The following is a 22743-nucleotide window of genomic DNA, read 5'->3' on the forward strand; positions in this document are numbered from 1 at the left end:
GAGATCCGAAAATGTCCGAATTTGCTGCTGATTCAATCTTGGTTCTGTTGGATACGACCCCGACAGGAGATCTGGCCAAGTCATCGGCCGAACTCCTGGGCGCCGCATCTTCCCTCGGGACCCCTGTGGCGCTGGTTCTGTCAGACAAGCCCGCCAGTGCGTCCGACGCCAGCTCGCTGGGGGCCGAGCGAGTCCTGACAGCCGTCCCCGGGCAGGGACTCACGGTGCCTTTGGTGGACGCCTTGGTCGCGGCTGCAGAGCTGGTGAAACCCGAGGCGATACTTCTGGCGAACTCGGTGGATGGCAGGGACATAGCTGGCCGTTATGCTGCACGGACGGGAGCGGTGTTGGCAATGGACGCAGTTGGAGTTTCACGCGATGACGAAGGCATCCTTGCGAATCATTCCGTTTATGGAGGGTCGTACCAAGTTGACTCTGCCGCTACTTTCGGGGCAGCCGTCGTAACAGTTCGGCAGGGATCCATTGAAACCCGGGCAGAGGGTCGGCCTGAGAAGATAGAAGCACTGACCGTCGTTCCTTCTGGAGGGCGCGCAGCCAGCATAGAGGGCTTCGAGGCTGCGGCCACAAACTCATCCCGTCCCGAGTTGCGTGGAGCTGCCAGGGTCGTCTCAGGCGGCCGGGGCTTCGCTTCCGGCGATGAGTTTGCCCTGGTTGAGCAGCTGGCGGATGTTCTGGGGGCCGCGGTGGGTGCCTCCCGCGCGGCTGTGGACGCGGGATACGTGCCGCAGTCCTACCAGGTCGGGCAGACCGGCGTGTCCGTATCGCCGCAACTGTATGTGGCTGTGGGAATTTCCGGGGCTGTCCAGCACAAAGCCGGGATGCAGACAGCAAAAACTATCGTCGCCATCAATAAGGACGCCGAGGCCCCGATCTTTGAGATTGCTGACTACGGAGTCGTCGGTGATCTGTTTACCGTTGTGCCGCAGCTGATCTCGGCTTTGGAAGCGAAGAAGGCTTAGCCCATGGCGTCTAGTACGCGTACCCTGCGGCGGGGGCTCCCCAGGATTTCGGGTGGCGAATCCTGGCCCGCAGCCGGAGAAATTGTCTCCACGTCCGGGATAGTGAGTCCCCAGCCGGAAACAACGCAGGCGGCTGGGCTTGCAGCACCTCCCCAATCCACTGCGATAATCGGGCAGGGCTCCCCGCTCCGACGTGGTCTTCCCCGCGTTTCCGGAGGCGAGCAGTGGCCTCCCACGAATTTGTCATCCCCGGTGGCCGACCCCGCTGCAAAAGAACGTGGCTATGTCGATGGTACTGAACGCGCGGGCGCCGGAGAGGTGACCCGTGTAAGGGCGCCAACCGCACCCAGCCACCTTGCTGACAGACGTCCCGCTTCCGATCCGCCGCTTACCGGTGTCTCTTTGCGGCGCGGTCTTCCCAGGCGCAGCGACGGCGAGCCTTGGCCACCGGAGGGGTTTGGAGCCCGGCGGACTGTCGCCGCCTCCGTTCCGCTCCAAGAGCCGGGAAATCCAACGAACGCCGTGCACGCGCAGCAGCTGAAGAGATCCGAATTTGCATCAGGTTCGGGATATGCGGATTCCGCCACAGAGTCCAGCCCCAAAGATGCCGTTACTGAAAAGCCGGCTGCGACGGAGACGAGCGGCACAGCCGCGACGGAACCGGCACGGGACAAGCCAGTAGTTCCCGGCCAATGGTCAAGGCCCACCGCCGTTGGGCTTGGGATAATTGTTGTCGCGGCTTTGGCGGTGCTTTTTGTCCGGTGGCTCCTCGACTTGCAGTTCATGCGGGACTTCGTCACTGAATATCCTGGCGAGTATCACCTGCCGGCGCAGGCCCCGATCGGACTGCCGGCTTGGCTGGGCTGGCAGCACTTCTTGAATATGTTCTTCCTGGTCCTGATTGTGCGCACCGGGCTGACTGTCCGTTATCAAAAGCGCCCTCCTGCCGTTTGGGCGTCGCGGCGTAATAAATCAAGAAAAATCAGCCTCGCACTCTGGCTCCATCAGTCCTTGGATCTGCTCTGGCTCGTCAATGGCTTTGTGTTCGTGGTGTTGCTCATTGCGACCGGGCAGTGGATGCGAATTGTGCCCACCAGTTGGGAAATCTTTCCCAATGCGCTGACTGCGGCCCTGAGGTACGTATCACTCAACTGGCCGACCGAAAACGGTTGGGTTAACTACAATTCGTTGCAGCAACTCAGCTATTTTGTGACGGTATTCGTTGCGGCACCCCTTGCGGCCATCACCGGCGTGCGCATGTCGGGGGTATGGCCGGCCAGTGCCAAGAAGCTGAGCAAGGCTTATCCAATTGAGCTGGCCCGTGCCCTTCACTTTCCGACCATGATCTACTTCGTGGGCTTTACCGTTGTGCACATCACTTTGGTTCTCGCCACGGGTGCCCTGCGAAACCTGAATCACATGTACGGGGCGACTGATGGCGCCGGCTGGATCGGATTCTGGCTCTTTATCGGTTCTCTGGCAGTTATCACGGGCGCTTGGTTTGCCGCGCGGCCGCTCGTCATTGCTGCCATAGCAAGGCTGTTTGGCGTGGTGTCCCGAGGGTAGAGGTTCCGCTCCGGCTAGCAGACAGACATCATTTAGACCCCGCTGAATGGTGGGACAGGCTCCACTCACACCATCGAAATGACGAGAAGATCGGATACATCGGCTTGGGCGACATGGGCGGGGCGCTCGCCAGCCGCCTGCAAAGCCAGCGTCAATTTCATCTATCTGGAGCAACAGGGAAGCCGAATACTTGATGGTGATCGGGAGCGCGGCTTCTGTATAGGACTAGGCCCACAACGACCTGAACGTCGCAGAAGCCCCGGGGGCGGCTCAGGGTGTTCCGACTTTTTTCGGAAGTCTGAGCAGGGAGCTATACCAAGTTGCCATCGGAATTGAGGGACGCGAAAGCCATGGCGAGACCATCGCAAATGTCGTCGAAAAGCTGGCCGGCGTAGAACTTCGGACTGATCTCGAATGATCCCAGGCATCTGCACCAGGCCCGCTTGATCTATAACGCCCAGCGTTCCAGATGGTTCTCAAGATCTGGAAAATTACATCGTTCATATAGATGAACGCGTGTATCTAATGATGTACACTGATGATACGCTTTTTGGGATATTCAGGGTGAAGTCCGAACTTGAAGGCGGTTCATCTGTCTCGTTATCAGAGCCAGCAAACAACGTTGCTGTAGGCCCGAAAGGAATGTCATGAACAGACTTGCCGACAAAATCGCCGTAGTTATTGGGGCGGGACAAAGCCCGGGAGAGTCGATTGGCAATGGTCGGGCGACTGCTCTGCGCTTCTTGGAAGAAGGGGCGTCCGTTCTGGCCGTAGACCGTGATATTGAGTCAGCCCGCGAGACCTTAAAGGTCGCCAGTCAGGGCGACGGTGAACCCTTCGAAGCCGACGTCCGGAGCGTGGACTCGCTCCGCAATGCCATCGATTTCGCCATGTCGCGGTGGGGACGCATCGACATTCTCCACTACAACGTCGGCGTAAGCGTAGGCGCGGGCGACGGGCCGTTGGACAAAATCACAGAAGAAACATTCGATCGAGTCCTGGCGATCAATCTTCGGGGAGCGGTCATGGCTGCGCAGGTTGTCGAGCCAATCATGCGGGCGCAACGGTCAGGTGTCGTGCTGAACGTGTCCTCGATGTCAGCCATCGAGACTGAAACTCCTAATGTCGCCTACAGGGCTAGCAAGGCCGGACTTATCGCGTTTACGCAGCAGTTCGCGATGCGAAATGCCCAATATGGCATCCGGGCGAACGCAATCCTGCCGGGACGGGTGGAAACAGCCATGGCAGTGGACACCCGGGCCAGGCTCAGCGGCACGCCGCGTGAAGAAATTATTGCCCAGCGCCGAACACTCATCCCGTTGCAGGGGCATGTGGGCACCGGTTGGGATATCGCAAACGCGGCGGTTTTCCTAGCGTCTGACGAAGCTGGCTTCATCACCGGTGCCTCGCTGCCCGTCGACGGCGGCGCATTGATCAAGATTGGTTTCTAGCTGCGTCCACACGCAGAAACGAGAGGGCCGTAAGACACATGCAAGAACAAACCAAACCGACAACGTTGACGGCAGACCCGACATCCTTGGGTGACGTCATTTCAGAAGTAGCGGATGTCGAGGCGTTCCGCGACTCAGCGTGGACTTCCTTTGAGGTTGCATCCAACTACTGGCGTACTCCGATGAGGAGTGCCCACTTGGAACCCCGAATGAAGGAACTGATACTTCTTGGCATGCACGCCTCGGCTACTAGCCTGAACACGGATGCAGTTGAACGACACATCAAACGTGCCAAGGCAGCCGGGGCAACCGCCGGTGAAATTATCGACGTCCTCATGACGATCGTCGCGGTGGCAAATCATGCCCTGTACTTCTCGGTCCCCATTCTTCAGGACGAGCTCGCCAAGCGTGGGGACCAGCCGGATGATGAAGGCCTCAGTGCAGCCTTTGAAGAAGCTAAGCAGGCTTTCATTGATTCACGGGGTTTCTGGAACGCCGACCGCGAGGCTATCGCCAGGCTCATGCCGGAATACTACGAAGCCCTTGATGCTGTGTCCACAGAGTCGTGGAACAACGGCAAACTCTCCACGAAGGAAAGGGAGTTCATCTGCATTGGCATCGACTCCACTGTGACTCACAACTATGAAATCGGACTGCGTCGCCACATTCGCAATGCGCTTGATCTTGGAGCGACGCGCGACGAGATACTGGAAATTTTCCAGCTGGCCGGTCTCCTTGGGCTTGAGAGCTACATTCTGGGCGCAAAGGCGCTATTCGGGCGGTGAATCCCAACCGCCGGCCTTTCCAGTTCCAGAAGTGGCCGGCATCAACTCTTGAATCCCAACACCATCAAGGAGTTCCCATGACCGACATCAAAAAGGGGCTTGCAGGAGTCACGGTCGACTACACAGCCGTCAGCAAGGTAAACGCCGAGTCCAATTCGCTGCTTTACCGCGGCTATCCTGTTCAGGAGCTTGCAGCCACGCAACCGTTTGAAGCAGTGGCACACCTTCTATGGAACGGAGAGCTGCCCAGTGCCGAGCAGCTCGCCGGCCTTAGGGCAGAGGAACGGATCCACCGCGCATTGGATCCCGACGTCAAGGCGGCCATCGACCTCGTGCGGCTAGATGCCCATCCCATGGACGAGGTCCGTACCGCAGTCAGCCTCCTGGGGTCACGGGATCTGGCAGGATCCGGGTCCGTGCTCGAAGCCAGCGGCACCCCGGAGGACAACCTGGCCCGCAGCGTTCGTTTATTCGCCGCCCTGCCGGCAATCGTTGCATACGGTCAGCGTCGCCGCAGGGGCCAGCAACCCATCGAGCCCAGAGATGATCTGAACTACGCAGCCAACTTCCTCTGGATGACCTTTGGAGAGGAATCAGACGAGGTTGTCGTCGATTCATTCAACCGATCCATGATCCTGTATGCCGAGCATTCCTTCAACGCTTCAACTTTCACGGCGCGTGTTGTCACCAGCACCCTGAGCGACCTTTACTCAGCTGTCGTCAGCGCGATCGGAGCGCTGAAAGGTCCGCTTCATGGTGGGGCGAATGAGGCTGTGTTTCACATTTTTAATGAGATTGGGGATGCCTCCAAGGTTAGCGGCTGGTTGGATGAAGCCCTTGCAACAAAACGCAAGATCATGGGCTTCGGCCACCGGGTCTACAAGCGTGGTGATTCACGGGTGCCCACCATGAAGGCCGCTCTCGACACTCTTGTTGAGCACTTCGACCGTCCTGATGTGGCTGAACTGTATAATTCCCTGGAAGCAGAATTCGTGGGCCGCAAGGGCATCTATCCGAACCTCGATTTTCCTTCGGGGCCAGCTTACAACCTCATTGGCTTTGACACGCTGACATTTACACCGGTGTTTATCGCTGCACGAATCACAGGTTGGACGGCGCACATTTTGGAGCAGGCTGCTTCCAACGCCCTTATCCGGCCCTTGTCCGAGTACAACGGACCCGATGAACGCCATGTTGACGGTTACACGCCTGACGCTGCTGAGGCTGCTGTGGCGAAGCGCGCGGAGGAGCTGGCGGAATGACCGAGAGTAGGCCAGGTGAACAGTGATTGAGTCGGTGGGTTGGTACATGGACCCGGACGACCAAGGGTACTGGTTCTTCTGGGACGGATGGAGCGGCCATTCCGAAGGGCCCGTTTCCGAGTTGCAGGAAACGCCCCCGCATGGATCCAGCCTGTTGTCCACATTGCGTCGCGTCATTCGACGTTAGTCCAATGAAGGCAGTTGACAGCCTAGCAAGGCGTGGACGCGTGAAGGCAAGCGAACGAGCCTACGCTGTGCTGCGGGCGGAGATCATTGAGCGGCAGTTGGTGCCCGGGACGATGCCGGGGGTGGTCCAGCAGGCAGCCCGGCTTGGCGTATCACGGACGCCACTACCCGAGGCCCTTTCGCGGCCGACGGCCGAGGGCCTCACCACGGCTCAGCGGGGGCGAGGCGTCCTTGTCAGTGGTGTCTCGTTGACGGGGCTGGAGGAGTTGTTTGAGCTTCGCGAGGCGTTGGAGTGCAAGGCTGCGGCCTTGGCGGCTCAACGCGGCGAAAGGAACAGCTTCGTGACACTAAAGGAACGCTTCGCAGCCGCGCAATCACTCCTGGGCGACGAAGTTGTGCAACGCCGGCTGTACTACACCCTTGCCACCGAATTGAATGTAGCCATCGATGCAGCGGCCTGTAGCCCGTTCCTGGCGCGAGCGCTCAAGGGATTGCGCACCCACCTGGCACGGCTGCGTCGGCTCTTGGAGGAAGATGCACCACGGCTCCGACAGTCAGCCGCGGAGCACGTCGCTATTGCTGGCGCGATCGCTCACGGCGATGTAGCGCTCGCTGCGGCAGCGACCTCGATCCATCTGAGCAACAGCCTGAAGCACATCAAGTCAAAACAGCATAATTCCGGACATAGAAAGGCCACTCATGGTTGAGCAGCACAAGGTACGAGTCTATAAGAGCGAAGAGAACCTCCCGCGCGAGGAGCAGCTGGCGCATAAGATCGCCGTGGTCGCCGCCGACGCCGTCGAGGTCACACCGGAGGTTACCGACATGGTGATCAACCGGATCATCGATAACGCCTCAGTGGCGATCGCCTCCTTGAACCGGGCTCCCATCGTCGCGGCCCGGGCCCAGGCCCTCACGCACGGTCCCAGCACCGGCGGCAAGGGCTCGAAGGTCTTCGGCATCGAGGAACGTGTCTCCCCCGAGTGGGCGGCCTGGGCCAACGGCGTAGCCGTCCGCGAACTCGACTACCACGACACCTTCCTGGCCGCGGACTACTCCCACCCGGGCGACAACATCCCGCCGATCCTCGCCGTCGGCCAGCACATCGGCTCCACCGGCAAGGACCTGATCCGCGGCATCGCCACCGGCTACGAGATTCAGGTGAACCTGGTCAAAGCCATTTGCCTGCACGAGCACAAGATCGACCACGTGGCCCACCTCGGCCCCTCCGCCGCCGCCGGCATCGGCACCCTGCTGGGCCTCGACGTCGAAACCATCTTCCAGTCCGTCGGCCAGGCACTGCACACCACCACCGCCACCAGGCAGTCACGCAAGGGCGAGATCTCCACCTGGAAGGCCCACGCCCCCGCCTTCGCCGGCAAGATGGCCGTCGAGTCCGCCGACCGCGCCATGCGCGGCCAGACCTCCCCCGTGCCGATCTACGAAGGCGAAGACGGCGTGATCGCCTGGATGCTCGATGGCCCCGACGCCAACTACACCGTGCCGCTGCCCGAGGACGGCGAGGCCAAGCGCGCCATCCTGGACACGTACACCAAGGAACACTCGGCCGAGTACCAGGCCCAGGCGTGGATCGACCTGGCCCGCAAGCTGAACGGCGAACACCCGGAGGTCACGGACCCGGCCAACGTCGAATCCGTGCTGATCAAGACCAGCCACCACACGCACTACGTGATCGGCTCCGGCGCCAACGACCCCCAGAAATACTCCCCCAACGCCAGCCGCGAGACCCTGGACCACTCCATCCCGTACATCTTCACGGTGGCACTCCAGGACGGCGCCTGGCACCACGTGGACTCCTACGCCCCGGAACGCGCCGCCCGCCCGGACACCGTGGAACTGTGGCACAAGGTCACCACCGTGGAAGATCCCGAATGGACCCGCCGCTACCACTCCCTGGACATCGCCGAAAAAGCCTTCGGCGGCTCCGTCGAAATCACGCTCAAGGACGGCACCGTCATCACCGACCAGATCGCCGTCGCCGACGCCCACCCCCTCGGCGCCCGCCCCTTCGCCCGGGAACAGTACGTCAACAAGTTCCGCGCACTCGCCGCCGGGCTCGTGGAGGAAGCCGAGATCGAAAGGTTCCTCGCCGCCGTCGAACGCCTCCCCGAACTCGCCGCCGGTGAGCTGGACCAGCTGAACATTAGTGCCGCCCCCGGCGTCATCGACCTCGCGGCCGCGCCGAAAGGACTCTTCTGATGCTGTATTCGAGGACCACACCCGAACAGAAGCGGATCCGGTTCCGCGAACTGCTCGCCTCCGGAACCATCCAGCAGTTCCCCGGCGCCTTCAACCCGCTCTCGGCACGGCTGATCGAGGAGAAGGGTTTCGCCGGCGTCTACATCTCCGGCGCCGTCCTGGCCAACGACCTCGGCCTGCCGGACATCGGCCTGACCACACTCACCGAGGTGGCCACCCGCGCCGGCCAGATCGCCCGGATGACGGACCTGCCCTCGATCGTTGACGCCGACACCGGCTTCGGCGAACCCATGAATGTGGCCCGCACCGTGCAGGAACTCGAGAACGCGGGCCTTGCCGGCCTTCATATCGAGGACCAGTTCAACCCCAAGCGCTGCGGCCACCTCGACGGCAAAAACGTCGTGGACCTGGACACCGCCACCAAACGGATCCGCGCCGCCGCCGACGCCCGCCGCGATCCGAACTTCCTCATCATGGCCCGCACCGACATCCGCGCGACCGACGGACTTCAGGCCGCCAAAGATCGCGCCAAAGCCCTGGTGGAGGCCGGCGCGGACGCGATCTTCCCCGAGGCCATGAAGGACCTTGGCGAGTTCCAGGCCATCCGCGACGCCGTCGACGTGCCCATCCTGGCCAACATGACCGAATTCGGCAAAAGCGACCTCTTCACAGTGGACCAGCTCCAAGGGGTCGGGGTGAACATGGTCATCTACCCGGTCACGCTGCTGCGCAGCGCCATGGGTGCCGCAGAACAGGTCCTCGATACGTTGAAGAGCCTCGGCACCCAGGAAGTACGGGTTCCGCAGATGCTGACCAGGGCACGGCTCTACGATCTGGTGGATTACGAGGCCTACAACAAATTCGATGCGGGAGTCTTCAATTTTCAGATTCCTGGCTCGCGCTGAGCCTGCACACATTTCCCGGAGTCGGCACGCACTGTCTCGCAACAAGCACCTCGACGGCCGAGGGCCGTCACGGGAAGCGGTTCAACTAAGTGAGCCGCGGACGCAGCGGATGGCGACGTAAGTCGCCATCCGCTGCCTCTTTTTGGGTGGTGTTAAGAGTGACAACTAAGGAGACATCCATGTCTGGATTTTTAAGGGTTGAGCGTGAAGGTCCTGTAGCGACTGTCGTGCTTGACCACGAACGACGCCGCAATGCGCTATCCAAACACATGTGGTCGCAGTTCGGCCCGCTGCTGACAGACTTGGCTGACGACGCTTCAGTCAAGGTAGTGGTGCTTAGAGGAGCTGGAGAGCATTTTTCGGCTGGAGCCGATATCACGGATCTTCACGACATCTTGAACGATCCTCAAGCAGGATCAGATGCAGGAGGACATGCTACTGCAGGGGAGGACGCCGTCGCGCGGTTTCCCAAGCCAACCGTTGCCGCCATCGACGGCTATTGTGTTGGCGGAGGGTGGCAGATAGCGGCAGCCTGCGACATACGGATCGCCACCGATAGAGCCCAACTGGGCATCACGCCTGCAAAGATCGGCATCATTTACCCGTTGTCGGGGATTAACAGGCTTGTGAAGCTGGTCGGCCCGGCTGTGGCTAAGTACCTCCTATTCAGCGGGGATCTGGTACCCGCTCCAGAGGCCAAACACCTGGGACTCGTGACGCATGTCGTGCCGCATTCACGATTCCTGTCCGAAACTGAAGGACTGTCACGGCGTCTGGCGTCGCGATCGCAGTTGTCGATTCACGCAATGAAGCAGATTGTCGACGGAATCTCTGCGGGTGACCAAGAAATTCCTGAGTTGCACGCTCGCTGGGAACGCGAGACCGCCGTCAGTGGTGAGTCCGAAATTGGTATACAGGCGTTCCTTGAGAAGCAGCCACCGAGATTCTCGTGGCTAAGCGGCACGCCCTGGACTTGATTGGTGCTTGTTTACTGACTGTTGAACCGTCAGCAGGAATACTCCATGGTTTGACTATTTCTACATACAGGTGCGGCCCGCATATTCCCGAGTGAGACTATGCGGGCCGGCTGTCCCGGTCACGAAGAGGCGGCCTGAAGTTTGTCTATCCCCTCTGACTACTGGCGTCCGCCGAACGAGGGCACACCCGCTGTGTGGCCTCCGTCCACAGGAAGTATTGCTCCGGTGATGAAACTTGCGTCGGCTGACAAGAGGAAAGCAATGGCCGCAGCGACTTCTTCCGGCTCGCCTGGACGGCCGAGGGGGTGAGCAGCCCTGATCCGTTCGACATTCGCCGGGTCCTTGAACATGGGAGCCGTCATGGGTGTTCGAATCATGCCAGGTGCGACGGCGTTTACTCTCACTCCAGAAGCCGCGAGCTCCAACGCCATGGTTTGCGTAGCACCGACAACAGCGAACTTCGATGCCGCGTACGGCAACCGGTTGGGGTTTCCCCGAATGCCTGCAGACGAACTCACGTTGACGATAGCCCCCTCATTGCCATCCGTAGTCAACGCAGTCGCAAATGCCCTGCACGCGTAGACAGTTCCTGCAAGGTTGACTGAGAGAACGCGATCCAACTCTTCGGGCGTGGTGTCCAAGACACTTCCGACGCCCCTGATACCAGCGCTGTTGACAAGTCCATACAACGAACCAAAAGTGGTTCTGGCGCTCTCGATCACCGCAACGGCTTGATCGAAGTCCGTAATGTCCGCGCCCACAGCCAGGACTCGCTCCTGCGGTTCAAGATCGGCAAGAGCCGCTTTGACTGCATCGCCGCTGAGGTCTGTCGCAACGATGAACGCTCCCTCAGCATGCAGCCTTTTCGCCGTTGCGGCACCGATTCCGCTGGCTGCTCCTGTAACCACAATGGTCTTCCCATGAAGCCCGTTCATTCGTTAACTCCTTCTACTTTRTATACGACGTCACCGTRTTGGCTGGCCGTGATCAACCTGCTGAGTGATGGGCTGATTGAAACTCTTGGGACTGCGCAGGAAATTCGTCACATACCGCTCTCTCGAAGTCTTGGAAGCACGTCATGAAATCGGGATCGCAAAAAGGCATCATCTGCGTCATGAAGAGGACGGCTATGTCACGATCCGGATCAATCCAGTAGTGGGTGTTCAACACCCCAGCCCATGTCAGCGAACCTGCAGCGCGCATACCCGGGATTGCGTCTTCGGTGCGGAAGAATGCAGCAGTGTGAGTCTTTCGTAGGCCAGGGCACGGTTCGACGTCGTAAGAGATGTTCGGAATATACGACTTGAGGACGGGCGTTGGAAGCGTCACCGCACCCAGTTGGTTGTCGAACATCAGCTGCACGGCGGCTTCGCCTACAAGACGTTCGCCGTTGTGCACACCGCGGTTCAGAACAAGCTGAAGGAAAGACATATAGTCGCGCGCGCTGCCGTACAGGGCGTTTCCCATATGGTAAATTTCGGGATTCGGCGCTGGAAACGCTTCGTGGGCTTCAAAGCTTCCGTCCTCACGTTTGAGGACGAGGTTTGCAAGGCGATCTCCAGTTTGCGTCCGCTCGAAGAAGGTGCTCGTCATACCCAGCGGATCCAGGATCTCTTCCTGCACGAACTGTTCGATACGTCGCCCATCGAGCTTCGAAACGAGAGCACCCACCCAATCAGTTGATACGCCGTAAGCAAAACCTTCACCAGGTTCAAACAGCAGCGGATAATTCAGTGACTCCAAGGTTCCAGTCACGTCCGATGGGGCGCCGGTCACCCGTGCGTATTCAGCCATCAACGGGTAGAAGGCCTCATAGCCCATCCCGCTGGTATGTGTCAGTAAGTGCCGAAGAGTCGCCCGGATTTTCGGTTTCCTGTACCGGGGTCCTTCCGGTGTCATTGCTTCCAAAACCTGGAGTCGGTCAAAATCAGGAAGCACATCACCAACGGGTGTGTCCATGGTGATCAATCCCCGGTCCACCGCCATGATTGCCATCAGGCTGCCGATAGCCTTCGTCATGGAAAATAGGCCGAAGATAGTATCTGGGCTGGCTAGATGGGTGGTGTTAGCGCGACCGGCGCTGTGCTCCCACTTTATGCCGTCGCGGCCAGCGACCATTGCAACGACGAATGGTGCTACATCGCGTTCTACTGCGTAGTCGACAACTTTGTCCAAGCGCGACATGATTACGTCCTTTCAATAAAACTTCGTTGTTTCTACTGCTTGGAGCTTCCATGCAACGAAGGAAGGTCCGCTTCAAGGGCCGGACGGGACCGCTTATGTTGTTGGCGCGAGCGATGCGGGCAGAACGACGACGACCAACGTGCACGGACGGTCGGATCGGTTTCTCCACGCATGCCGCGTGGCCCGTTGCACCATGCAGTCGCCTTTCCGGAGCAATGTTTCCCCTTCATCCATGAGTGCCCAGATCTCACCTTCAACGACTGTGAGGATGTCGACGGTATCTGTGCGGTGCATTCCCTCTATCTCATTGCCCGGATGCTTGGTTCCTTGGTCGCCGTAGAGGTCTTTCATTGATGCTTCGTATTCGGCCATGCCCTCCGCATTGATTTGCTGGTCTGGCGGGAAAACCGCAAAACGGACGGCCAACCCGGAGGCGGCGGGGGCAGCAATCACCCCTGGCTGACCTGAGGTGTCGGCGCTGGCTTTGACTGGGAGGGCGTCAGCCCTCCAAATCTCCGTGACAGAAAGCCCCGTGGGCCGATGTGTCCAGTCGGTGACAATCTCATCGGAACTGATAATGGACCGTCCGTCGGCACGTTCTCCTGTCACCACCCGCCGGGGGAGTGATACGACGGGTATGGGATTGTCAGCTGTTTCAGATGCGCCCGATATATCCGCGCTCATGCCGATGCCCTCAAACTTTGATATTGCATCTCTCTTGCCTTTCTTTCGCGGGCCTTCACACTGAGGGTGGCCACGGCCACACTGACGATGAGGGCCGCGCCGTTGAACATTTGTGTCACGCTGCTCGCAACGCCCAGGAGGGTAAATCCGTTGACGGCGACCGCTACGAGGAACAATCCGAACATCGTTCCCCACACGTTGTAGTGTCCCGGGCGAATGGCAGTCCTGCCGAGAAAGACGGCTGCAAGGGCCGGGAACAGGTAGGAGATGGCGCTGGTGGCGTCGCCGCCGCCATTGGTGGATGTCAAGAGTGCACCGGCCACGCCGGCCAGGGCTCCGGCCAGGATATAGGTCAAGGCCACGGCCCGGCGGGTACGTATACCAGCAAGTTGCGCAGCGAGCTCGTTGCTGCCTATTGCTGCCAGTTTCCTGCCAAACGGCACTTGGTTCAGGAAGTACCAGACGGCAACAGCAACCACGAGGAGGAGCCAGAAAGGAAGGGGAATACCCAGCAGTCTCTGTGTGGTCCATAGCGAAAAGTCCAGCGGGATGTTACTGGAGATGGTTTGCCCGCCGGTATAGAGGGCCAAGGCTCCGGACCAGAATATATATGTTCCCAGCGTCGCAATGAACGGATCCAAATTCGCCCCCGCGACGAGGACTGCATTTATGGCACCCGCCAGCAAGCCAACCAGAACTCCAGCAATGATGCCTACAAAAACGGGTTGACCATGCTGGGAAACGAGGCTGGCGACTGCCACATTGGACAGCCCGGCGACGGCCGCGACGGAGAGGTCGAAGTAGCCGGCGACCAACGGTATCACCATGGCAAGAGCTATCAACCCCGTCACTGACTGGTAGCCAAGCACGTTTTGGATATTTGGCAGGGAGCGGAAATGCTCCCCCGTGCTGGGCATCAGTGCGAATAGAGAGATAAGTAGTACCAGGAAGCCTGGTAACCCTGCCTTCTCCAGGTAGCTTCTAACGTTGCGGTTGACTGCGATGGTTCGCTCAGTTGCGCGCTCGGATGTACTAGTCATTGTTATCCCCACTTTTCATGTGGACGAGTTCGTTTAGGCGGTGGGCTGTTAGCTCATCACCGGGGACGGAGGCGATTAGCCGTCCGTTTCGCAGAATCACGGCCCTGTCGACAAACTGGGCAAGTTCCTCAAAGTCAGAGGTGACTACAATCGCGGCGGCTCCGTTTGCTGTCACCTGACGGACGAGAGCGTAGATATCAGAGCGTGCCCCCACGTCCACACCCTGCGTGGGCTCATCCAGCAAAAGAATAGAGGTCTCCTCACGGCGCAACCATCGAGCCAGAATGGCCTTCTGCTGGTTGCCCCCGGACAGTGTCCTCATGGGAGCTGATCCCGAAGCCGCCTTCACGCCAAATCTCGTGCGCAGGACTTCGGCATCTCGGCGCATTGACTCGCGCCGGAATCCGAGGCCCTTCCAGTATCGGCCCAATACAGAGACATCCATGTTTTCATCGACCGTCATATCCAGGAATGCCCCTGCGCGGGGTCGATCTTCAGGAATCATGACCACTCCGGCCCGGATGGCTTGATCCATGCTGTTGAATTTGGCCACGCTGCCTTTCAACTTGATCTCACCTTCATCCTTCTTCAGGCCGCCATATATTGCCCGCAGTAGTTCCGTGCGACCAGAGCCGAGCAGCCCTGCCACTCCAAGGACTTCTCCCGGACGGACCTCAAACGTCACTTGCCGAACCGGACCTGCTCCCAAGTTCGTAACGGTCAAAATGGGGTCGCCGGATGCTGCGGCTTCCGAGCGGTGCGGTTTAAGTTCCGCTGCAGTCCGTCCCACGATCGACTCAATGAGTTCGGCTTCGGTCAGGCTACTGGTGCGGTGGTCCCTATAAACGCGTCCATCGCGCATGACTGTAACCCGATCAGTTACCGCGAGAACCTCGTCCAAACGGTGGCTGACGAATAGGATTGCGTGACCGAATGCCGCAAGGCTGCGCATGGCTGCGAGAAGCACCTGGACTTCGGCGGCGGGCAGCGCGGCGGTTGGCTCGTCGAGCGCTACTACGCAGGGCTTGGAATCGACGTCCTGCAGAGCCGTCGCTATGGCAACTTGCGTCCGGACCGACACTGGGAGATCACGGACGAGTGTCTCCGCAGTTGTCTGGATGCTATAGCGCTGTATCAGTTCCTCAGCCCTTTGCTTGACCTTGCGCCACGAGACCCGTCCGGTTGGAGTGGTCGGGTAGCGGGCACCCAGGGCAATGTTTTCGGCGACGCTCAGATCCGGGTACAGTGGCGGATCTTGATGAACAACCCGGAAACCAAGCTCGTACGAAGTTTTCGCGTCAAGGTCAGAGGCTTCGAGCTCGTGGCCACCGATTTTTACGGTCCCGGCGTCGGCTGGGCCAAACCCAGAGAGGATCTTGATCAGCGTGGACTTTCCGCAGCCATTTCCTCCGCACAAAGCGTGTACCTCACCGTAACGGACGTCAAGATCGATGTCCTTTAGCGCCTGAGTCCCGGGAAATACTTTTGAAAGCCCCTTGATAACCAATGCGTGGGGAACTTCGGTAGACGCCGTTTGAGTTTCCTGGACGCGTACTGCAAGGGGTTCAGTCACTTCGTTTGTTCCAATCACTTCGTCGGCACCGGACGGGCCGGCGCTGGCTGCGCCGCCCCATCCGGGGTTCGACCGATTGTTGCTAAGCCTGACCACTGTTAGCCGACTCCCCAGGCCTTCTTGTAGAGCTGTTCGAATGGAACGGCTGTTTTGTATCCCTCGCCTGATTGCTCAGGCATGTTGTGGTTCTTATCGATGGAAATGAACCCGACGCCTTGCGGGACTGACGGCTGCTTGTTGAAGTGTCGGTTCACTTGGTCCATGGCGGCCCAGGAGAGCCACTCAGATGAACGCGCAACACCTTCAGCGTGCATCTGCCCGGATCGGACCAAGTCAAGTGCGGGGGCCGTACCGATGCCAGAGACGACCTTGGGTTTGCTGCCGCCCTGCAAGACGGCCTTCGCACCGCCGGCGTCAACGCCGTTCGTGTCGAAAGGCCACCAGACGTAGTTGGCATCCGGGTATTTAATGAGGGCATTCCGCAGTGCCGTGACCCAAGGGCCGTTGGGTGCCAGATCTGTGACTGTCCATGAGGCGTCAGTGGCAATGGAGCATCCGGAGCACTTCGCAAGCTCGCTCTTGAAACCACCGTTCAGCAAGTCAAACTGTGGGTCTCCTTGCCCCATCGATGTGATTACCTTGGCGGTGCCACCGGAATCAGCCGCTAGGAACTTCGCAGACCATGCGCCCCAGCCAGTCCACCAGGCTTTGTTATCGGGATAGGTCTCGCTGTAGATCATCGGAATCGAGAACAGCGAGGGTCCGGTTCCGGCATCCGAACAGTCCAAAGTCTCCAATCCGAGCACGGGTACCCCGAGTTCCTTCGCCTGCTGCAGTTCAGGTTGAACAGTTGTGCAGGAGAAAGCGTCTTGAATAATGGCGTCCGGGCGGGCGGCCAAGGCTGTGCGCATGGCAGTCGCATAGCCGTTTGCCTGGTTCAGGTTGCCGTCGGCGAGATGGAAGTCCCACCCAAGAGCCTTGGCGGCAGCCTCGCCGGCGGCAGCGTATGAGGCACACGATTGGGTTTGCTGACCACAAGAAATCCACCAAACGCTTTTGCCCTTTGCCGGCGGCGGTGAAGTGACGGGTGGAGTTCCTTCGTTGCCTTTGAATACGGCTTCGAGCTCAGGAGAGGATGCGGCTTGCGTACCTCCCGCAGATGCGCCGGGACTGCTTGAGTCGCAGCCGGTGAGCACCATCGAGGACAGGGTGACCCCGACGATAAATGCTGTGATACCCCGAGAATAGCTTCGCGCCATCGCGAGCCTCCTTGTCGAAAAAACAGAAAGGGACGTGTCGTTAGTCGAGTCTCCCGTTACGAACTGAATTCGTTCGGAATTATGAACCACTGTACGCCATTACGATCCAAACTGTAACCCAGCTCTCTTGCAAGCACAAGCGCTTTCGGGTGTAGTTTTTGTCGCAAGAGAGGTTCATCCAAGCGGATTGTGAAAATCCACTTGATGGATGCTATCAATCATGTGGATACTCGTAATCCGCTAAGCCGATTGTTACGTTCCGTCCGATATATGCTGCGGCCATGATCCAAACTCGTGGAGCGGTCCAATACACTGCTCCCGCCTGGGCGCTCCTGTACGGCGGGACCGCTAAAGAACGGTGTTTGGTGAGCAGGCTTTCAAGCGGTGGAAATTGAGACCCGGTGATCTGCGTCGTACACGAGGCCTGTTTGGCGGCGTATGTCGTCCATGACCATCATGACTGCGACGCTTTCGAACGGCGGAAGTATGGTGCCGGCCGTCACCTCATCGAGAACCAGGCGTTCCAATTCGGCAGCTTGAAACTGCATCCCGCGGCTTTTCACCGGCTCATCAAAGCGTTCTACGACATTCCCCGAGGAGTCGTACCTTGTAAAGGTAGTTGCGCCGTACCAAACCGAGTCGATGGCGACCCATCCCTTGGTGCCCAGCATTGCGGCGCGGTTCGGCCCCGCGCAATCCAGTGAGCAGTCCAAGATCGCCTGTTGGCCGCCGTTGTAGGAGAAAATGACGGAGGTTTGTCGGTCGACTCCGGTGGGCGTCATGGCTGCGTCGGCGCGGATCTCCGAAGGGGTGCCGAGGAGATCAACAGCGCAGGATACGGGTAGATCCCCAGGTCCAATAGCGCACCGCCGCCGAGGGCATGGTCGTTGAGCCGATGTGAAGGGTCCGTAGGCAAGGACTGGTTGTGATCCGCAGTCACCTTCCGCACCTCGCCTTTGTCACCGGATTGAATCAACTCACGGAGCCGGACCATGTGAGGAAGAAAGCGCGTCCACATTGCCTCGAGAACCACCAGTCCCTTGCTCTCAGCCAAGTTGGCGAGTGCCCAAGCTTCGTTGGCGTTGACCGTGAACGGTTTCTCGACAAGGACGTGCTTGCCCGCTTTGAGGGCAAGCATGGCGTTGGCGTTGTGGAAGACATGAGGAGTGGCGACGTAGACGATATCCACCTCGGGATCGGCCACCAGCGACTCGTAACTGCCATGCGCGGTTGCAATGCCGTGCTCAGCACTGAAGGTTTTACTCGATGCCAGATTGCGGGAGCCTACAGCCTGAACTGTGAAGCCGTTCTCGATGAGATCTTTCGTCTGTATCCCGGCGATAAGTCCGGTGCCAAGTATTCCCCATCGGAGGGTGCGCGTAGAAGTGTGGGCATGGTTCTCCTTCAGTCGTCGGTAGAAATGTTGTCGAGTGGATAGGCCACGAAGGCCAAACACGTGGAATCCGGTGACCAACTGTTTACGTTGATCGTCCCTTGGCCGCCAAACACGGACCAGGTGTGCAACGGAGTTTGCCAGTCGTCCGTTGAAACGAGTACGACGGCGACCGGCAGGTCCGCCGGGTGGCCTTCGGTTCCGGTGGGGAACCGAAGGTAGCTCGCGTAGAGCCCGTCGGGGGAGACATGCGGGAACCAGTCCACGGTGTCGCTATCGAGCACTTGCTCGAAGTCTGTTCCGTCAAGACGGATACGGGCAAGCTGGGCATGTCCGGGAGCGTTTGAGAACGATTCAGTGTTCAGGTACAGCCACTTCCCATCAGGAGAGTACTCTGGCCCGTCGCAGTGGCCTGGTCCGACGTCAATCCCTGCGGCAGCACCGCCGTCGGACGACACCCTCATGAGCCGGCCTGGCAGCTTGAAGTCAGTCGCGTCTATGGCGACGTACGCCAACTCCTCGCCGTCCGGGCTGACACCGTGGAGGAAATGAAAGGCTCCGTCCTCGGCGGTTACCCGCCGTGCCATGCCGCCCGCAAGCGGTACGAAGTAGATGTGCCCGTCATTCGCGGACAGATAGATGCTTGTCCCGTCCGGTGCCAGAACATGATCGTTGTTCAGGTCGGGGATGCCGACAACAGGTATCTGCTGGAGGACCCCGGAATGAACATCAAGGTTCCAGAGGTTCCCAGCTCCGTTCAGGATCAGCGACTTGCCGTCAAGGGTCCAATTGGGAGCCTCCAGCAGGGTGTCGGCACTTTCGAAGACCAGCCGCGGCTCGGCGGAATCGGGGGAGGCGACCCAAACTTCGCACCGTTGGCCTTGTCGCAGTTCACGAGGCTTGATGACGACTTCGGGCTTTGCGTCGGTCATGCGTTGTCCTACTCGTTCGAATTCGGTTTGGTGCTCATCACCGATGCTCCGGCTAGTTCCTTGATGCGCACGTTCCGCCAGCGGCACTGCGCGCCTCGGCCCCAGCGTGCTTCGCCGAACATAGAGTCGTTGTCGTGGACTTCCAGGGCTATATGCCCACGGTCGCCGAGGACGGCGAGGACGGCTTGGGGGTCATAGTCGGGCGAGTCAAGCGTGGCGGTCTCCAGTTCGGCGATCTTTAGGCCATTGACCCACGTAGTGATGACCGGCAGGGCTCCGACGCAGCGGATCCGCAGTTCGTTCCAGTCGTTCCAGCGCCAGGCATTGAGGAAATCCTCGACGTCGGCCGCGTAGTTGAGTCGGGCACGCTTTTCTTCCGTAACAGGCTCCACTGAAGTTGCCGGGTTATCAGGAATGAGGCCGCTAGGGCGGCCCTCGGCGTCAGTCGCAACGTCGACGGCGAACGGAACGGCCGAGAAACTTGCCAGGCCGTTGCCGAAGAAGCCCCCGATGCCGCCGGAGGGGCGGTGGTCCACCAAGACCTGGAAGCCTTCCCAGCTGTCGCGTTGCCTGCGGACCATCACGCCGGTGTCCGCGGGCCAGTCATGCCGCATCTCCAGCACCAGTTCGAAGTCACCGAAGGCCTGCTCGCTCACCAGGTAGCCACCATAGCCACTGCCAGGGAATTCTTGTTCACCAATCAGCACGCCGTCTTCAACGAACCAATGCGCGGGGTGCTTCTCCGGCTCAACTGGCCTGGCAATCCCACGGCTGTCAAATAGTTCGAGAACCTTCGGACCGCCAGGGTATGACGTTCCATAGACCCGGGGGACCGATCGCCAGCCAGTTAGGTTCTCGCCATTGAACAGGCTCTTATAGCCGACTTCTTTAGGCATCATGAAGGGTTCCTGTCTCTTGCGCGTAGCGCTCACGGGTGGTACCGAACGGCACGCTCTCCGTGAGGGCTACCGTGAAGTCGTAGTCACTATGGCGGGTAATGATGCCCTGCTTCCCTAAGCGAAGCGCCTGTTTCGTCGCTTCTTCATGGGCAGCATCCAGTTTTCGCTCCATTCCTGCGCGAGGAGTGGCTGTGAAGGCTATTTCGAAGTCAGTTGCCATGCTTATACCTCTAGCTGCTGAAGGCGGCGTCGAAGGACGTTTGGGAGGCGGGGAAGTCGAACTTTTTCAGCGCGGCGAGGGCTTCGGGGGCGCCGTGGAGTCGGTCCATGCCGGCGTCTTCCCATTCGATGGAGATGGGGCCGTTGTAGCCGATCGCGGTGAGGGCGCGGAAGGAGGCTTCCCAGGGGACGTCGCCGCGTCCGGCGGAGACGAAGTCCCAGCCGCGGCGGGGGTCGCCCCAGGGCAGGTGGGAGCCGAGGACGGTGTTTCGGCCGGTTTGGCGGATCTTGGTGTCTTTGCAGTCCACGTGGTAGATCCGGTCTTTGAAGTCCCAGATGAAGGAGACGGGGTCGATGCCTTGCCACATGAAGTGGGAGGGGTCCCAGTTCAGCCCGAAGGCTTCGCGGTGGCCGATGGCTTCGAGGGTGCGGACGGTGGTCCAGTAGTCGTAGGCGATTTCGGAGGGGTGGACTTCGTGGGCGAAGCGGACGCCGCATTCGTCGAAGACGTCCAGGATGGGGTTCCAGCGGTCGGCGAAGTCCTGGTAGCCGGCATCGATGACCTTTTCGGGGACTGGCGGGAACATGGCCACGTATTGCCAGATGGAGGAGCCGGTGAACCCGACCACGGTGTCCACGCCGAGTGCCTTGGCGAGCCGGGCGGTGTGCTTCATTTCCTCGGCGGCGCGTTGGCGGACGCCTTCGGGGTCGCCGTCGCCCCAGACCCTGGCGCCGACGATGGCTTCGTGGCGGAAGTCGATGGGGTCATCGCAGACGGCCTGGCCCTTGAGGTGGTTGGAGATGGCCCAGACCTTGAGGTTGTACTTGTCCAGGATTTCGAGTTTGGAGTCGATGTAGCCGGGTTCGTCCCAGCGCCAGGCGTCCAGGTGGTCCCCGGAGACGGCGATCTCGAGGCCGTCGTATCCCCAGCCGGAGGCCAGGCGCGCGACTTCCTCGAACGGGAGGTCGGCCCACTGGCCGGTGAACAGGGTGTACGGGCGGGGCATGTCAGGCTCCTACTTTCGATGTTTGGTTCACTATGCGACCGGCGTGAGGGTGCTCTTATTAGCAGCCGATTCTTCGATGGCCGACAGCACACGCTGTGTTTGTAGTCCGTCGTCGAACGACGGCGACGGCTGGCTTCCGTCGCGGATCGCGAGGAGGAAGTCGCGGATTTGGTGCGTGAAGGTGTGTTCCCAGCCGATGATGTGGCCTTGCGGCCACCAGGCTTCGAGATAGGGGTGTTCGGGTTCGTTGACCAGGATCCGCCGGAAGCCCTGCTCGCGGATAGGTGCCGTGGCGTCCAGGAACATCAGTTCATTGAGGTTTTCCAGATCGAATGTCAGCGATCCGGAAGAGCCATAAACCTCGATGCGGAGGCTGTTCTTCTGTCCTGAGGCTAGTCTGGAGGCTTCCACTGAGGCGGTGATGTCGCCCGTGAGGCCGACGGTCGCCCAAGCTGCGTCGTCCACTGTCACCGCTTCCGGGCCGTTGGGGCTCGGCCGTTCGGTGACGAACGTCCGCAAAGTACCGGTCACTTCGATGGCAGATTCACCTGTGAGGTATTGGATCTGGTCGATGGCGTGGGAGGCGATGTCGCCCAGGGCGCCGGAGCCGGCGGTTTCCTTGCGGAGCCGCCAGGTCATGGGGGACTCGGCGTCGCTGAGCCAGTCCTGCAGGTAGGCAGCCCGGATATGGCGGATGGTGCCGAGGCGCCCTTCGGCGATGAGTTCGCGTGCCAGGGCGAGGGCGGGAACACGGCGGTAGTTGAAGCCGATCATGGACTGCACGCCTTGGGCTCGTGCTTTCGCGGCGGCTGCGGTCATCAACTCGGCCTCACCCAGGGTGTTGGCGAGCGGCTTTTCCACGAGGACGTGCTTGCCCGCTTCGAGTGCGGCGATCGCGACTTCGGCGTGCATCCAGCCCGGCGCGCAGATATCGATGATGTGGATGTCGTCCCGTTCAATCACAGAACGCCAATCCGTGGCGGACTCGGCCCAGCCGTACTTGGCTGCGGCCTCCGCGACGGCACCGGCGTCCCGGCCCACGAGCACTTTCTGCTCGAAAGCCGGGACGTCGAAGAAACTGGCCACGTTCCGCCACGCATTCGAGTGGGCCTTCCCCATGAAGGCGTAGCCGATGGCGGCAACCCCCAACGGGTGCTTACCCTCGCGGGAAAGCATGTGGTCAGACGGGTGGGCGGGGGTGGTCATGTTCTTGTTCTCTTT

20 protein-coding genes and 1 pseudogene are annotated in these 22743 nt (G+C 60.1%); 9 read left to right on the forward strand and 12 right to left on the reverse strand.

All coding sequences use genetic code 11. The features are described 5' to 3' along the window. Positions 1–11: 11 nt before the first annotated feature. The 9 genes from AC1DCM_RS12460 to AC1DCM_RS12500 all read left to right on the forward strand — a co-directional run bounded on the left by AC1DCM_RS12460 (position 12) and on the right by AC1DCM_RS12500 (position 10332). Complete coding sequence (locus AC1DCM_RS12460) at positions 12–980, forward strand: electron transfer flavoprotein subunit alpha/FixB family protein (protein ID WP_477518432.1); 969 nt, start codon at positions 12–14, stop codon at positions 978–980. Between the two features lie 783 nt (positions 981–1763). Next, the gene (locus AC1DCM_RS12465; protein WP_477518433.1) at positions 1764–2546 is read left to right on the forward strand and encodes a cytochrome b/b6 domain-containing protein; all 783 of its coding nucleotides are present in this window, start codon (positions 1764–1766) and stop codon (positions 2544–2546) included. 647 nt (positions 2547–3193) lie between these two features. Then, entirely contained in the window at positions 3194–3997 is an 804-nt protein-coding gene (locus tag AC1DCM_RS12470; protein ID WP_477518434.1) for an SDR family NAD(P)-dependent oxidoreductase, read from the forward strand. 38 nt (positions 3998–4035) lie between these two features. Beyond that, a complete protein-coding gene (locus AC1DCM_RS12475) occupies positions 4036–4782 on the forward strand; it encodes a carboxymuconolactone decarboxylase family protein (RefSeq protein WP_477518435.1) in 747 nt (248 codons plus the stop codon). Positions 4783–4859: 77 nt separating this feature from the next. Then, entirely contained in the window at positions 4860–6044 is a 1185-nt protein-coding gene (locus tag AC1DCM_RS12480; protein WP_477518436.1) for a bifunctional 2-methylcitrate synthase/citrate synthase, read from the forward strand. A gap of 227 nt (positions 6045–6271) precedes the next feature. Further along, a complete protein-coding gene (locus AC1DCM_RS12485) occupies positions 6272–6937 on the forward strand; it encodes a GntR family transcriptional regulator (RefSeq protein ID WP_477518437.1) in 666 nt (221 codons plus the stop codon). Beyond that, positions 6930–8450 (forward strand): MmgE/PrpD family protein, encoded by a 1521-nt coding sequence (locus tag AC1DCM_RS12490; protein ID WP_477518438.1) that lies wholly within the window; start codon positions 6930–6932, stop codon positions 8448–8450. Before AC1DCM_RS12485 ends, AC1DCM_RS12490 begins: the two co-directional genes overlap by 8 nt. After that, complete coding sequence (gene prpB / locus AC1DCM_RS12495; RefSeq protein WP_477518439.1) at positions 8450–9355, forward strand: methylisocitrate lyase; 906 nt, start codon at positions 8450–8452, stop codon at positions 9353–9355. The genes AC1DCM_RS12490 and prpB overlap by 1 nt, the downstream gene beginning before the upstream one ends. 179 nt (positions 9356–9534) lie before the next feature. Next, the gene (locus tag AC1DCM_RS12500; protein ID WP_477518440.1) at positions 9535–10332 is read left to right on the forward strand and encodes an enoyl-CoA hydratase/isomerase family protein; all 798 of its coding nucleotides are present in this window, start codon (positions 9535–9537) and stop codon (positions 10330–10332) included. Positions 10333–10490: 158 nt separating this feature from the next. Here AC1DCM_RS12500 and AC1DCM_RS12505 read toward each other — a convergent pair whose 3' ends face one another. The 12 genes and pseudogenes from AC1DCM_RS12505 to AC1DCM_RS12560 form a co-directional block, all read right to left on the reverse strand. Beyond that, complete coding sequence (locus tag AC1DCM_RS12505) at positions 10491–11267, reverse strand: SDR family NAD(P)-dependent oxidoreductase (protein ID WP_477518441.1); 777 nt, start codon at positions 11265–11267, stop codon at positions 10491–10493. A gap of 52 nt (positions 11268–11319) precedes the next feature. After that, the gene (locus AC1DCM_RS12510) at positions 11320–12516 is read right to left on the reverse strand and encodes a serine hydrolase domain-containing protein (RefSeq protein ID WP_477518442.1); all 1197 of its coding nucleotides are present in this window, start codon (positions 12514–12516) and stop codon (positions 11320–11322) included. Between the two features lie 93 nt (positions 12517–12609). Further along, a complete protein-coding gene (locus tag AC1DCM_RS12515) occupies positions 12610–13200 on the reverse strand; it encodes a cupin domain-containing protein (RefSeq protein WP_477518443.1) in 591 nt (196 codons plus the stop codon). Then, on the reverse strand, positions 13197–14240 hold the full coding sequence (locus AC1DCM_RS12520; RefSeq protein WP_477518444.1) for an ABC transporter permease: 1044 nt from the start codon (positions 14238–14240) through the stop codon (positions 13197–13199). The genes AC1DCM_RS12515 and AC1DCM_RS12520 overlap by 4 nt, the downstream gene beginning before the upstream one ends. Next, on the reverse strand, positions 14233–15813 hold the full coding sequence (locus AC1DCM_RS12525; RefSeq protein ID WP_477518445.1) for a sugar ABC transporter ATP-binding protein: 1581 nt from the start codon (positions 15811–15813) through the stop codon (positions 14233–14235). Before AC1DCM_RS12525 ends, AC1DCM_RS12520 begins: the two co-directional genes overlap by 8 nt. A gap of 98 nt (positions 15814–15911) precedes the next feature. Further along, positions 15912–17072, reverse strand: a complete 1161-nt coding sequence (locus AC1DCM_RS12530; RefSeq protein WP_477518446.1) for a sugar ABC transporter substrate-binding protein — start codon at positions 17070–17072, stop codon at positions 15912–15914. 377 nt (positions 17073–17449) lie between these two features. Then, positions 17450–18480: pseudogene (locus AC1DCM_RS12535) on the reverse strand (Gfo/Idh/MocA family protein). Beyond that, the gene (locus AC1DCM_RS12540) at positions 18477–19397 is read right to left on the reverse strand and encodes a TolB family protein (protein WP_477518447.1); all 921 of its coding nucleotides are present in this window, start codon (positions 19395–19397) and stop codon (positions 18477–18479) included. Before AC1DCM_RS12540 ends, AC1DCM_RS12535 begins: the two are co-directional and overlap by 4 nt. Positions 19398–19405: 8 nt before the next feature. Next, entirely contained in the window at positions 19406–20296 is an 891-nt protein-coding gene (locus AC1DCM_RS12545; RefSeq protein ID WP_477518448.1) for a 3-keto-disaccharide hydrolase, read from the reverse strand. Beyond that, the gene (locus AC1DCM_RS12550; RefSeq protein ID WP_477518449.1) at positions 20286–20516 is read right to left on the reverse strand and encodes a hypothetical protein; all 231 of its coding nucleotides are present in this window, start codon (positions 20514–20516) and stop codon (positions 20286–20288) included. The genes AC1DCM_RS12545 and AC1DCM_RS12550 overlap by 11 nt, the downstream gene beginning before the upstream one ends. A 10-nt stretch (positions 20517–20526) precedes the next feature. Further along, positions 20527–21522 (reverse strand): sugar phosphate isomerase/epimerase family protein, encoded by a 996-nt coding sequence (locus tag AC1DCM_RS12555; protein ID WP_477518450.1) that lies wholly within the window; start codon positions 21520–21522, stop codon positions 20527–20529. Between the two features lie 30 nt (positions 21523–21552). Further along, positions 21553–22728, reverse strand: coding sequence for a Gfo/Idh/MocA family protein (locus AC1DCM_RS12560; RefSeq protein WP_477518451.1), 1176 nt, complete (start codon positions 22726–22728; stop codon positions 21553–21555). Positions 22729–22743 lie beyond the last annotated feature (15 nt).

This window comes from Paenarthrobacter sp. 10N417 (genome assembly GCF_056394745.1).

What these genes read in the sequence shown, in the direction of transcription:
- AC1DCM_RS12460 (WP_477518432.1), top strand. Translation starts at nt 12, where the DNA reads ATGTCCGAATTTGCTGCTGATTCAATCTTGGTTCTGTTGGATACGACC.
- AC1DCM_RS12465 (WP_477518433.1), top strand. Translation starts at nt 1,764, where the DNA reads ATGCGGGACTTCGTCACTGAATATCCTGGCGAGTATCACCTGCCGGCG.
- AC1DCM_RS12470 (WP_477518434.1), top strand. Translation starts at nt 3,194, where the DNA reads ATGAACAGACTTGCCGACAAAATCGCCGTAGTTATTGGGGCGGGACAA.
- AC1DCM_RS12475 (WP_477518435.1), top strand. Translation starts at nt 4,036, where the DNA reads ATGCAAGAACAAACCAAACCGACAACGTTGACGGCAGACCCGACATCC.
- AC1DCM_RS12480 (WP_477518436.1), top strand. Translation starts at nt 4,860, where the DNA reads ATGACCGACATCAAAAAGGGGCTTGCAGGAGTCACGGTCGACTACACA.
- AC1DCM_RS12490 (WP_477518438.1), top strand. Translation starts at nt 6,930, where the DNA reads ATGGTTGAGCAGCACAAGGTACGAGTCTATAAGAGCGAAGAGAACCTC.
- prpB (WP_477518439.1), top strand. Translation starts at nt 8,450, where the DNA reads ATGCTGTATTCGAGGACCACACCCGAACAGAAGCGGATCCGGTTCCGC.
- AC1DCM_RS12500 (WP_477518440.1), top strand. Translation starts at nt 9,535, where the DNA reads ATGTCTGGATTTTTAAGGGTTGAGCGTGAAGGTCCTGTAGCGACTGTC.
- AC1DCM_RS12505 (WP_477518441.1), bottom strand. Translation starts at nt 11,267, where the DNA reads ATGAACGGGCTTCATGGGAAGACCATTGTGGTTACAGGAGCAGCCAGC.
- AC1DCM_RS12510 (WP_477518442.1), bottom strand. Translation starts at nt 12,516, where the DNA reads ATGTCGCGCTTGGACAAAGTTGTCGACTACGCAGTAGAACGCGATGTA.
- AC1DCM_RS12515 (WP_477518443.1), bottom strand. Translation starts at nt 13,200, where the DNA reads ATGAGCGCGGATATATCGGGCGCATCTGAAACAGCTGACAATCCCATA.
- AC1DCM_RS12520 (WP_477518444.1), bottom strand. Translation starts at nt 14,240, where the DNA reads ATGACTAGTACATCCGAGCGCGCAACTGAGCGAACCATCGCAGTCAAC.
- AC1DCM_RS12530 (WP_477518446.1), bottom strand. Translation starts at nt 17,072, where the DNA reads ATGGCGCGAAGCTATTCTCGGGGTATCACAGCATTTATCGTCGGGGTC.
- AC1DCM_RS12540 (WP_477518447.1), bottom strand. Translation starts at nt 19,397, where the DNA reads ATGACCGACGCAAAGCCCGAAGTCGTCATCAAGCCTCGTGAACTGCGA.
- AC1DCM_RS12545 (WP_477518448.1), bottom strand. Translation starts at nt 20,296, where the DNA reads ATGATGCCTAAAGAAGTCGGCTATAAGAGCCTGTTCAATGGCGAGAAC.
- AC1DCM_RS12550 (WP_477518449.1), bottom strand. Translation starts at nt 20,516, where the DNA reads ATGGCAACTGACTTCGAAATAGCCTTCACAGCCACTCCTCGCGCAGGA.
- AC1DCM_RS12555 (WP_477518450.1), bottom strand. Translation starts at nt 21,522, where the DNA reads ATGCCCCGCCCGTACACCCTGTTCACCGGCCAGTGGGCCGACCTCCCG.
- AC1DCM_RS12560 (WP_477518451.1), bottom strand. Translation starts at nt 22,728, where the DNA reads ATGACCACCCCCGCCCACCCGTCTGACCACATGCTTTCCCGCGAGGGT.